The sequence below is a fragment of the Pseudomonas sp. CM25 genome, from assembly GCF_013179705.1.
Classification (GTDB): domain Bacteria; phylum Pseudomonadota; class Gammaproteobacteria; order Pseudomonadales; family Pseudomonadaceae; genus Aquipseudomonas.
This window is the reverse complement of the sequence record NZ_JABMCW010000021.1, coordinates 22,854-33,322: the sequence shown is the minus strand read 5'-3', so window position 1 is coordinate 33,322 and position 10,469 is coordinate 22,854. Positions and strand designations below refer to the sequence as shown.

The 10,469-nt window shown below is 64.8% G+C and carries 8 protein-coding genes; 1 reads left to right on the top strand and 7 read right to left on the bottom strand.

The window, feature by feature from the left end; translation table 11 throughout:
* Nucleotides 1-261: 261 nt before the first annotated feature.
* Nucleotides 262-1,011, top strand: a complete 750-nt coding sequence (locus tag HP546_RS04275) for a FadR/GntR family transcriptional regulator (RefSeq protein ID WP_172220107.1) — start codon at nucleotides 262-264, stop codon at nucleotides 1,009-1,011.
* Between the two features lie 91 nt (nucleotides 1,012-1,102).
* Here HP546_RS04275 and HP546_RS04270 read toward each other — a convergent pair whose 3' ends face one another.
* From HP546_RS04270 to HP546_RS04240, 7 genes are all read right to left on the bottom strand, one after another.
* Nucleotides 1,103-2,683, bottom strand: coding sequence for an aldehyde dehydrogenase (NADP(+)) (locus tag HP546_RS04270; RefSeq protein ID WP_172220104.1), 1,581 nt, complete (start codon nucleotides 2,681-2,683; stop codon nucleotides 1,103-1,105).
* Between the two features lie 100 nt (nucleotides 2,684-2,783).
* On the bottom strand, nucleotides 2,784-4,337 hold the full coding sequence (gene garD, locus HP546_RS04265) for a galactarate dehydratase (RefSeq protein WP_172220101.1): 1,554 nt from the start codon (nucleotides 4,335-4,337) through the stop codon (nucleotides 2,784-2,786).
* Nucleotides 4,338-4,413: 76 nt separating this feature from the next.
* On the bottom strand, nucleotides 4,414-5,778 hold the full coding sequence (locus tag HP546_RS04260; protein ID WP_172220098.1) for an MFS transporter: 1,365 nt from the start codon (nucleotides 5,776-5,778) through the stop codon (nucleotides 4,414-4,416).
* Between the two features lie 102 nt (nucleotides 5,779-5,880).
* Nucleotides 5,881-6,792 (bottom strand): 5-dehydro-4-deoxyglucarate dehydratase, encoded by a 912-nt coding sequence (gene kdgD / locus HP546_RS04255; protein WP_172220096.1) that lies wholly within the window; start codon nucleotides 6,790-6,792, stop codon nucleotides 5,881-5,883.
* Between the two features lie 377 nt (nucleotides 6,793-7,169).
* Nucleotides 7,170-7,979: a gamma-glutamyl-gamma-aminobutyrate hydrolase family protein gene (locus tag HP546_RS04250; RefSeq protein ID WP_172220093.1), complete on the bottom strand. Its 810-nt coding sequence runs from the start codon at nucleotides 7,977-7,979 to the stop codon at nucleotides 7,170-7,172.
* Nucleotides 7,980-8,409: 430 nt separating this feature from the next.
* Nucleotides 8,410-9,192, bottom strand: a complete 783-nt coding sequence (locus HP546_RS04245; protein ID WP_172220090.1) for an amino acid ABC transporter ATP-binding protein — start codon at nucleotides 9,190-9,192, stop codon at nucleotides 8,410-8,412.
* A gap of 22 nt (nucleotides 9,193-9,214) precedes the next feature.
* On the bottom strand, nucleotides 9,215-10,459 hold the full coding sequence (locus HP546_RS04240; protein ID WP_172220087.1) for an FAD-binding oxidoreductase: 1,245 nt from the start codon (nucleotides 10,457-10,459) through the stop codon (nucleotides 9,215-9,217).
* Nucleotides 10,460-10,469: the final 10 nt, after the last annotated feature.

Below are 10,469 nucleotides of genomic sequence, written 5' to 3'. Positions count from 1 at the left end.
CCTGTCAGCAGCCACAAGGGGATCAGCAGGCCACTGGCGAGTAAAGCGCGGTCGACAGATTTCATGCTGCGTTTCCTTCCATGGATAAGTGAGCGTGAAGGCACACAGTACCGCGCAGTGCAGGCTCGGGGCCAGCACTTGTGCCGGGTTACCCAAACCGTGATCCCAAGGCTTGAGCAATAAATACCGCACCCGGTGTATGTGATCGTACAACTGCTTGCGCTATGATGAGCGCTGTCTTTCAAGGTGAAACACAGGGCAATGACAGAGCAGCAGGTACAGGCAAGGACCCGGCGCAAGCCGCGCAGTCTGGCCCAGGAACTGGTCACGGTGCTGACCGAGCGTATTCGCAGCGGCCAGCTCAAGCGCGGCGACAAGCTGCCGACCGAATCGCAGATCATGGCCGAAGAGGGCGTCAGCCGCACCGTGGTGCGTGAGGCGATCTCGCGGCTGCAGGCTGCCGGGCAGGTGGAGACCCGCCATGGCATCGGCACCTTTGTGCTGGACGCGCCATCCACCGGGGGCTTTCGTATCGACCCGGCGACCGTGGTGACCCTGCGCGAAGTGCTGGCGGTGCTGGAACTGCGCATCGCCCTGGAAATCGAGTCGGCAGGCCTGGCGGCGCAGCGGCGCAGCGATGAGGCGTTGGCGGGCATGCGTGCGGCGCTGGATGAACTCAACGAGGGGGCAGCCAATGCCACGGATGCCGTGTCGGCGGACTTCCAGTTCCACCTGCGCATTGCCCAGGCCAGCGGCAACCATTACTTCGCCGACATCATCAACCACCTGGGCACCAGCATCATCCCGCGGACCCGCCTGAATTCGGCGCGGCTGGCCCATGATGACCAGGCGCACTACATGAGCCGGCTGATGCACGAGCACGAGGCGATCTACGAAGCCATCGCCCGGCGTGACAGCGAAGGGGCCAAGATGGCGATGCGCATGCACCTGAGCAATAGCCGCGAACGCTTGCGCCAGGCGCATGAAGAGGCTGAGGCGCAAGGGGCTTGAGGCCCTATTCGCGGGTTAGCCCGCGAATAGGTCACAACCTCCAGTACAAAAGCCCTGCCTTGCGCAGGGCTTTGTGCTTTCAGGCAATCAATCAGACCGCCTCGTCACTCCACTGTCCATTCACCAGCCGGCGCAGCCCCAGCGGGTTGCCGTCGCGCAGCGCCTCGGGCAGCAGCGCCTGCGGGTAGTTCTGGTAGCACACCGGGCGCAGGAAGCGGTCGATGGCCAGGGTGCCCACAGACGTGCCGCGCGCATCGGAAGTGGCCGGGTATGGCCCGCCGTGCACCATTGCGTCACACACTTCGACACCGGTCGGGTAGCCGTTGACCAGTATCCGCCCGACTTTCTCTTCCAGCAGCGGCACCAGCCAGGCAAAGGCCTCGAAATCCTCGGGCTCGCCGATCAGGGTCGCGGTCAGCTGGCCGCGCAGGCCCAGCAGGGCAGCACGCAGCTGCTCGGTGTCCTGCACTTCCACGGCCACGGTGGTAGGGCCGAACACTTCTTCTTGCAGCAGCGGGTCGGACTCGACCAGCAGGCGGGCGTCGGCCTTGAACAGCTGGGCGCGAGCCTGGCTGCCTTCCTGCGGTTGCCCGGCCAGGTGCTGGATTCCGGCATGGGCGTGCAGGTGTTCCAGGCCGCCCGCGTAGCTGCGCAGGCCGCCCGCATTGAGCAGGGTCTGGCCGGCCTGCTGGCCGAGGTGTTGGCCAAGGTCCGTCAGCAGCTGGCTGTACTGCGGCGACTGCAGGCCGATCACCAGGCCTGGGTTGGTGCAGAACTGGCCGGCGCCAAGGCACACGGAACCCGCCAGCTCACGGGCGATGGCGTCGCCGCGCTTGGCCAGGGCGCCCGGTAGCACGATCACCGGGTTGATGCTGGACATTTCGGCGAACACCGGAATCGGCTGCGGGCGCTCGGCGGCCATGCGGCACAGGGCATCGCCGCCTTTCAGCGAACCGGTGAAGCCCACGGCCTGGATGGCCGGGTGCTTGACCAGCCACTCGCCCACGCCGCCACCGAAGACCATGTTGAACACACCCTTGGGCATGCCGGTGCGCTCTGCGGCGCGGACGATGGCGCAGCCGACCAGGTCGGCAGTGGCCATGTGGCCGCTGTGCGCCTTGAACACCACCGGGCAGCCGGCGGCAAGTGCAGCCGCGGTGTCGCCGCCCGCGGTGGAGAAGGCCAGCGGGAAGTTGCTGGCGCCGAACACGGCGACCGGCCCGACACCGATGCGCATCTGGCGCAGGTCTACCCGCGGCAGTGGCTGGCGCTCTGGCAGAGCCAGGTCGATGCGGGCACCGAGGAAGTCGCCGCGACGCAGCACCTGGGCGAACAGACGCATCTGGCCGCTGGTGCGGCCACGCTCACCCTGGATGCGGGCGGCGGGCAGGGCGGTTTCACGGCAGACGATGGCGACGAAGGCGTCGTCCAGTTCATCCAGTTCGGCGGCGATGGCATCAAGGAACTCGGCGCGGCGCGCCGGGGCCAGCTGGCGGAACTCGGCGAACGCGGCAGCAGCAGCGTTGGCCGCCTGGTCCACTTCGCTTTCGGTGGCCTGGGCAAAGCTGTAGGGCAGGGCCTCGCCGCTGCTGGCGTCCAGGCTCTGCAGGCGCTGTGAGCCAGCGGCGCTGCGCTGGCCGGCGATGAAGTTGTGGCCGAGGATTTCAGGCATGGGGTGCTCCTGTAGATAATAGTGAGGGAAGAGAACGTGCTTGAGGCGTTTGCTCCCACAGGGACGGCGTTGCAATGTTGAATTGGGCAAACCCGAACCATCAGGTGATGGGCGCCGGGTTGAACAGGGTGATGTCGTTGTGCAGGCGGTGCTGTTCGGCCCAGGTCTGCTTGCGGCCGCTGGCCACGTCCAGGTAGTAGTGGAACAGTTGCCATCCCAGCTCCTCGATGCTCGAGCGGCCCGTGGCGATACGCCCGGCGTCGATGTCGATCAGGTCGGGCCAGCGCTGCGCCAGTTCACTGCGGGTGCACACCTTCACCACTGGGGCCATGGCCAGGCCGTACGGGGTGCCGCGGCCGGTGGTGAACACGTGCAGGTTCATGCCGGCAGCCAGCTGCAGGGTGCCGCAGACAAAGTCGCTGGCCGGGGTGGCGCAGAAAATCAGGCCCTTGCGCTCAACCCGCTCGCCCGGGCCCAGCACGCCCTGGATGGCACCGCTGCCCGACTTGACGATCGAGCCCAGGGATTTCTCGACAATGTTGGACAGGCCGCCTTTCTTGTTGCCGGGTGTGGTATTGGCGCTGCGGTCGGCGGCGCCTTGCTGCAGGTAGCGGTCGTACCAGTCCATTTCACGTATCAGGGCATCGGCAACCTGCTGGTTTTCTGCCCGCGAGGTCAGCATGTAGATGGCATCACGCACCTCGGTCACTTCCGAGAACAGCACCGTGGCACCGGCGCGCACCAGCAGGTCGGATGCGTAGCCCAGCGCCGGGTTGGCAGTAACGCCCGAGAAGGCATCGCTGCCACCGCACTGCATGCCCAGGATCAGCTCGCTGGCCGGCACGGTTTCGCGGCGGCGTTGGTCGAGTTTCTTCAGGCGCGTTTCGGCCAGCGCCATGATCTGTTCGATCATTTCCACGAAGCCCAGGCTGGCGTCCTGCAAGCGGTACAGCCAAGGGTCGCTTAGGTCGACCGACGGGTCGTTGTCGTGCATCACCTGGCCGGCCTGGAGCTTTTCGCAACCCAGGCTGATGACCAGTGCCTCGCCGCCCAGGTTGGGGTTACGCGCCAGGTTGCGCACGGTACGGATCGGGATATAGGCGTCGCGGGCATTGATGGCTACGCCACAGCCATAGCTGTGGGTGATGGCCACTACATCATCGACGTTGGGGTACTTTGGCAGCAGCTCGTCACGAATGCGCTTGACGGCATGTTCCAGCACGCCGGTCACGCACTGCACGGTGGTGGTGATGCCGAGGATGTTGCGGGTGCCGACGGTGCCATCGGCATTGCGGTAGCCTTCGAAGGTGAAACCGTCGAGCGGCGGCAGCGGTTGCGGCACAGCATCGCAGCGCGGCAGGCTGTCCAGCGCTGGCGCGGCAGGCATGGCCAGTTGGCTTTCCTGTACCCAGCTGCCTTGGCGCAGGTCTTCCAGTGCGTAGCCGATGATTTGCCCGTAACGGCGTACCGGCTCGCCTTTGGCGATAGCCACGGCGGCCACCTTGTGGCTCTGCGGTACGCCTTCGACCAGGGTCAGGCCGTCGGCAAAGCGGGCACCTTCGCCCAGGCCGCCGTCGTTGACCACTACCACGACATTGTCGTCGTCGTGCAGGCGGACGTAGCGGGGCGAGTCGGAATGTTCGATCAACTGCATGTTTTGGCCCTACGTGTCAGGTTCTCAGGCTTTTTGTACAGCCGCCCGCACCGGTGTCCGGCGCGGGCGTGTTCACTCAGTGACGCGAGCTGGCCAGTTCGCCATTGGCGCCAGGCTCAGCCTGTGGCTTGGGGGCATCGTCGCGCAGTTCGATACGCTTGATCGGGCCGACGATCACCAGGTAGCTGAATACCGCCACCAAGGCATTGGCGCCCACATAGACCAGCGCCCATTTGAACGAGCCGGTGGCGCTGATGATGTAGCCAATGACGATGGGCGTGGTGATCGAGGCGATGTTGCCGAAGGTGTTGAACAGGCCGCCCGACAGCCCGGCAATCTGCTTGGGCGAGGTGTCGGCCACCACCGCCCAGCCCAGCGCGCCGATGCCTTTGCCAAAGAAGGCCAGGGTCATGAAACCGACCACCATCCACTCGGCGTCGACATAATTGCAGAACACCATGGTGGTCGACAGCAGCAGGCCACACACGATCGGCAGTTTGCGCGAGAAGGTCAGCGAGTTGCCACGGCGCAGCAGCCAGTCCGAGATCACCCCACCCAGTACACCGCCGATAAAGCCGCATACCGCCGGCAGCGAGGCGATGAAGCCGGCCTTGAGGATGGTCATGCCACGCTCCTGCACCAGGTACACCGGGAACCAGGTGAGGAAGAAGTAGGTGATGGCGTTGATGCAATACTGGCCCAGGTACACGCCCAGCAGCATGCGGCTGGTCAGCAGCTGCTTGATATAGCCCCATTTCGGGCCAGCGTTACCGCGCTTCTGGTCCATGTCCACCAGGCCGCCGTTCTGCTCGATGTGTGCAAGCTCGGCCGGGCTGATGCGGGGGTGCTGGCGTGGGTTGTAGATGGTCTTCAGCCACACCATCGAGAACACGATACCTAGCGCGCCCATGACCACGAACACGTGCTCCCAGCCGAAGCTGAACACGATCCAGCCCATGATCGGTGCGAACAACGCGGTAGCGAAGTATTGCGCCGAGTTGAAGATCGCCGAGGCGGTGCCGCGTTCCTGGGTCGGGAACCAGGCCGCGACGATGCGGGCGTTGCCCGGAAACGACGGGGCTTCGGCGAAGCCGACCAGAAAGCGCAGGGTGAACAGGGTGACCACTGCCCAGGCAACCGGCAGGCCGCCGACAAAACCCTGCAGCAGGGTGAACAGCGACCAGGTGAAAATGCTGAAGGCGTAGACGTTCTTGGAGCCGAAGCGATCGAGCAGCCAGCCACCAGGAATCTGGCCAGCCACGTAAGCCCATCCAAAGGCGGAAAAAACATAACCGAGGGTTACGGCGTCAATGCCGAGGTCTTTCTGCAGGCTGGAGCCTGCGATGGCGATGGTAGCGCGGTCGGCATAGTTGATCGTGGTCACCAGGAACAGCATGAACAGGATCAGGTAGCGCACATGCGTCTTCTTAGTCGCTTGCATGCTGGCAATACTCCCACTAGTTATTTTTGTGCGGGCTCACGAATTGTAACCGGAGTGGGCTTTTCCCACTCCGGATGCGGCAAGGGCAGGCCGCAGGGTCGCTTATTGCGGGCCCATCTTGTCCATCAGCGCGGCGAGCATTTCGTACTCTTCGCCGGTCAGGTCGGTCAGCGGCGTGCGCACCGGGCCTGCGTCGTAACCGGCGATTTTGGCACCGGCCTTGACGATACTCACGGCGTAACCGGCCTTGCGGTTGCGGATATCCAGGTACGGCAGGAAGAAGTCATCGATCAGCTTGCCAACGGCGGCGTGGTCGTCGCGGGCGATGGCGTTGTAGAAGTCCATGGCGGTTTTCGGCACGAAGTTGAACACGGCCGAGGAATACACCGGTACGCCCAATGCCTTGTAGGCGGCAGCATACACTTCGGCGGTCGGCAGGCCACCCAGGTAGCTGAAGCGGTCGCCCAGGCGGCGACGGATCGACACCATCAGCTCGATATCACCCAGGCCGTCCTTGTAGCCGATCAGGTTAGGGCAGCGCTCGGCCAGTTTTTCCAGGAGGTCGGCGTTCAGGCGGCAGACGTTGCGGTTGTACACCACCACACCGATGTTTACCGATTTGCACACGGCTTCGACGTGGGCGGCAACGCCGTCCTGGCTGGCTTCGGTCAGGTAGTGCGGCAGCAGCAGCAGGCCCTTGGCACCCAGGCGTTCGGCTTCCTGGGCGTATTCGATGGCCTGGCGGGTAGAACCACCGACGCCGGCGAGGATAGGTACCGAAGTGGCGCAGGTATCCACGGCGGTCTTGATCACCTGGCTGTATTCGCTGGCGGCCAGGGAGAAGAACTCACCGGTGCCACCGGCAGCGAACAGGGCGCTGGCGCCATACGGGGCCAGCCATTCCAGGCGCTTGATGTAGCCAGCCTGGTGGAAGTCGCCTTGGGCGTTGAAGTCGGTGACCGGGAAAGACAGCAGGCCGTGGGAGAGGATGGATTTGAGTTCTTGGGGATTCATTGTTGTTGGCATCCTGTGGCGCTTGGGTGATGGGTGTTGTGCTGCGTTAGAGGTAAGTTATCGTACAACCTGTTCGATGACTAGCCCCCTCGCAGGAAATTTTTTGTCAGGGCGCACAGGTGATCGGTTTAGGGTTTGTGTTGGTGCAGATATCGCGCGCCGCCCGCACGGCGCTCGATCTCACAGGCGCAGAAAATCTGAAGACTACCACTTGGCAGTCATCGTATCTCTTGGAGGAAAGGCAAAAAACGATCGCGGAGACAAGCACAAGCCCGCCGCCCGCATCCACGGGAAGTGTTCTGGGACCAGCAGAGGGTGACCGGGGAAGCGAGGGCGGCCTTGCGCCGCCCCGCGATCAAAGCAGAGGAAACTGAAGGTCAGGCAGCGTGCTGGCGCTTGATCTGCGCCTTGCGTACCTGGGCGCGGCAAGCATCGCCGAACGCCTGGAACATCTTGATCGAATCAGGGTTCTTCGCCGCTTGCCACTCCGGGTGCCATTGCACGGCGAACAGGAACGGCGAGATGCTCGGGCCATGAATGGCCTCGACCAGGCCATCTTCGGCGTGGGCGATGGCTTCGAGGCCGCTGCCAAGCGTGCGCAGGCCCTGACCATGCAGCGAGTTGACGCGAATCTCGTCGGTACCCAGGGTATCGCGCAACCAGCTGCCCGGCTGGACCTTCACGCTGTGCACCTGGGCGTACTGCACCTCGACCGGGTCTTCGGGGTTTTCCCGATGGTCGTTGAAACCAGGCTCGGCATAGACCTTCTGGTAGATGTCGCCGCCCAGAGCCACGTTGATTTCCTGCATGCCACGGCAGATGCCGAAGATAGGCAGGCCGCGCTTGAGCGCCGCCTTGACCAGCGGGATGTCGAACAGGTCGCGGTTCTGGTCCTGGCCCTTGCCCGGGGTCTGGTTTTCCTGGCCGTACAGGGCTGGGTCGATGTTGCTGCCAGCGCCGGTCAGGTACACGCCGTCGGCCATGTCCAGATAAGTCTCGAGGTCTTCGGTGCCGCAGCAGGTGGGCACAAGTACCGGGACGCAATCTGAAAACTCGACCAGCGGGGTGATGTATTTGTGGGTCATGACCTGGTAGTCATGGCCTTTGCGCTCTTGGCTGCCCATGGTCATCAGGACGACGGGTTTGCGCAGGGAAGGTTGCTTGTTGCCAATGTTGCTGTTGGACATATGTCACCTTGGGACAGGTTCGACCTGTCGTTGTTGTGCAGGCGCACGGCCCGGGGCCTTGAGTGCTGCCTGAAGCCCCGAGCACTGCCGGCTCGTCAGAGGCGACGATTCCGGTCGGGGCTTGTCTGTAGCTTGCCAGAGCCGTTCGATATGTCAAACGACAGCAGAGGGCTTTAACGCGGGGAATGCACCGGTTTTTGGGGGCTGAAACCGATGCGGGCCTGTGCCGGCGTGGGTTTGCCGGGGGTGGAGGTCAATAATATTTAACGATGCAGTTGGGTCTTTGCAGCGCTGCAATGAAGGTGGTTCTGTGGTTGTGCTACTGGGCCTCTCGCCGGCAAGCCAGCTCCCACAGGGTATCTGCAGCTTTCAAACCCGGTGCAGTACCCGTGGGAGCTGGCTTGCCGGCGACAGGGCCAACTCAATTTGCTCAGTGCAGAATCTGCGCCAGGAACCCCTTGGCCCGCTCGGTACGTGGCTGGTTGAAGAACACCTGCGGCGGGCTGTCCTCGAGGATCTGCCCGCCCTCCAGGAACAGCACCCGCTCGGCCACCTGCCGGGCAAAGCCCATTTCATGGGTCACGCACAACATGGTCATGCCGGTACCTGCCAGCTGCACCAGCACATCCAGCACCTCGGCGACCATTTCCGGGTCCAGCGCCGAGGTGGGCTCGTCGAACAGCATGATCCGCGGCTTCATGCACAGCGCCCGGGCAATCGCCACGCGCTGCTGCTGGCCGCCAGACAACTGGCTGGGGTATTTGTGCGCCTGGCTCTCGATGCCGACCTTGCTCAGGTACATGCGCGCCCGCTCTTCGGCCTCCTTGCGCGACAGGCCGCGCACGCTGGTGGGGGCCAGCAGGCAGTTGTCGAGCACGCTCATGTGCGGGAACAGGTTGAAGTGCTGGAACACCATGCCAATTTCACTGCGCACCTGGGCAGCAGCGCGGGTGGTGGCGGCAAGGTCGGTACCGTCGACGTGGATGCTGCCCTGCTGGGCGATTTCAAGGCGGTTGATACAGCGGATCAGGGTCGACTTGCCCGAGCCGGACGGCCCGCACAGCACGATGCGTTCGCCTTCGCGCACCTGCAGGTCGATGTCGCGCAGCACGTGAAACGCGCCGTAGTGCTTGTTCAGGCCTTCGATGCGGATAAGCACCGGGCGCGGGTCGGGTTCAGGGGCAATGCTGGCAAGGCTCAGTGGTGCGGTCATCTTGTTGTTCTCCCGCGTGGGTTCAGTCGAAACGGGTCGCGCTGTAAGGCGCGGGGTCGGTGAAGGGGCGCTCGCCGGTGACCAGCTCTGCCACCAGCCTGCCGCTCACCGGGCCCAGGGTGAGGCCGTGGTGAGCGTGGCCGAAGTTGAACCACAGCCCCGGGTGGCGCGACGCCGGGCCGATCACCGGGCGCATGTCGGGCAGGCACGGGCGACGACCCAGCCAGGGGCTGTCGTCGAGGCGCTCACCCAGGGCCGGGAACAGCTTGCGCGCCAGGGCTTCGCAGCGGCCCAGCTGGATCTGGTTGCCCGGGGCGCTGCTGGCGTCGAATTCGATGCCGGTGGTCAGGCGCACGCCGCGCGCCATTGGCGCCAGTACGTAGCCGCCCTGGGTGTCGCAGATGGAATGCTCCAGCTGCGCGCCGTCGCGGGTGCCGTAGTGCATGTGGTAGCCGCGCTTGATCGCCAGCGGGATCTGGTAGCCCAGCCCGCTGAACAGATCGGCCGACTGCGGCCCCAGGCAAGCCACCACTTCGTCGGCCGTGATCGGGCCGCGGCGGCTGTCCACGCGCCACTGGCCGTTGGCCTGGCGCAGGCTGCGCGCATCGCCATGCAGGAACTGCCCGCCGCGCTGCATGAACAGCGCCGCGTAGCCGCGGGTGAGGGCGCCGGGGTTGTTCACGGTCTTCGGGTCGAGCCAGTGAATACCGCCCACCACGGTGGCGTCCAGCTGGTGCTCACGGGCCTGCAGCTGGCCGCATTCGAGGATCTCGAATTGCAGGCCGTAACGGCTCAACCCTTTGGCATCGGCCTTGGCCTGCTCGAACAGCGCCGGCTCGCGGAATACCTCGATCCAGCCTTTGGCCTGCACCAGCCCTTCCAGGCCGGCGGCGGCAATCAGCGCGTCATGTTCTTCGACGCAGCGCTGCACCAGCGGCAGCATGTCGGCGGCGGCGCTGGCCAGGCGCCCAGGCGCCGACTGGCGCCAGTAACGCCACAGCCACGGCGCCACCTTGGGCAGGTGCGCCAGGCTGTAGCGCACATCAGGCTGGCGGTTCAGGCCGTAGCGCAGCAGCGCGCCCAGTTGCCGAGGGAAGGCATAGGGGATGACGCTGGAGCGCTCGATCAGCCCGGCATTGCCGTGGCTGGTGCCGCTGCCCGGTTCGTCGCGGTCGATCAGGATCACCTGGCGCCCGCGGGCCTGCAGATGCAGGGCGGTGCTGACGCCGACGATGCCGGCGCCGAGGACAAGGGTCTGGCAATGCATGGAACGTATC

What these genes read in the sequence shown, in the direction of transcription:
- HP546_RS04275 (WP_172220107.1), top strand. Translation starts at nt 262, where the DNA reads ATGACAGAGCAGCAGGTACAGGCAAGGACCCGGCGCAAGCCGCGCAGT.
- HP546_RS04270 (WP_172220104.1), bottom strand. Translation starts at nt 2,683, where the DNA reads ATGCCTGAAATCCTCGGCCACAACTTCATCGCCGGCCAGCGCAGCGCC.
- garD (WP_172220101.1), bottom strand. Translation starts at nt 4,337, where the DNA reads ATGCAGTTGATCGAACATTCCGACTCGCCCCGCTACGTCCGCCTGCAC.
- HP546_RS04260 (WP_172220098.1), bottom strand. Translation starts at nt 5,778, where the DNA reads ATGCAAGCGACTAAGAAGACGCATGTGCGCTACCTGATCCTGTTCATG.
- kdgD (WP_172220096.1), bottom strand. Translation starts at nt 6,792, where the DNA reads ATGAATCCCCAAGAACTCAAATCCATCCTCTCCCACGGCCTGCTGTCT.
- HP546_RS04250 (WP_172220093.1), bottom strand. Translation starts at nt 7,979, where the DNA reads ATGTCCAACAGCAACATTGGCAACAAGCAACCTTCCCTGCGCAAACCC.
- HP546_RS04245 (WP_172220090.1), bottom strand. Translation starts at nt 9,192, where the DNA reads ATGACCGCACCACTGAGCCTTGCCAGCATTGCCCCTGAACCCGACCCG.
- HP546_RS04240 (WP_172220087.1), bottom strand. Translation starts at nt 10,459, where the DNA reads ATGCATTGCCAGACCCTTGTCCTCGGCGCCGGCATCGTCGGCGTCAGC.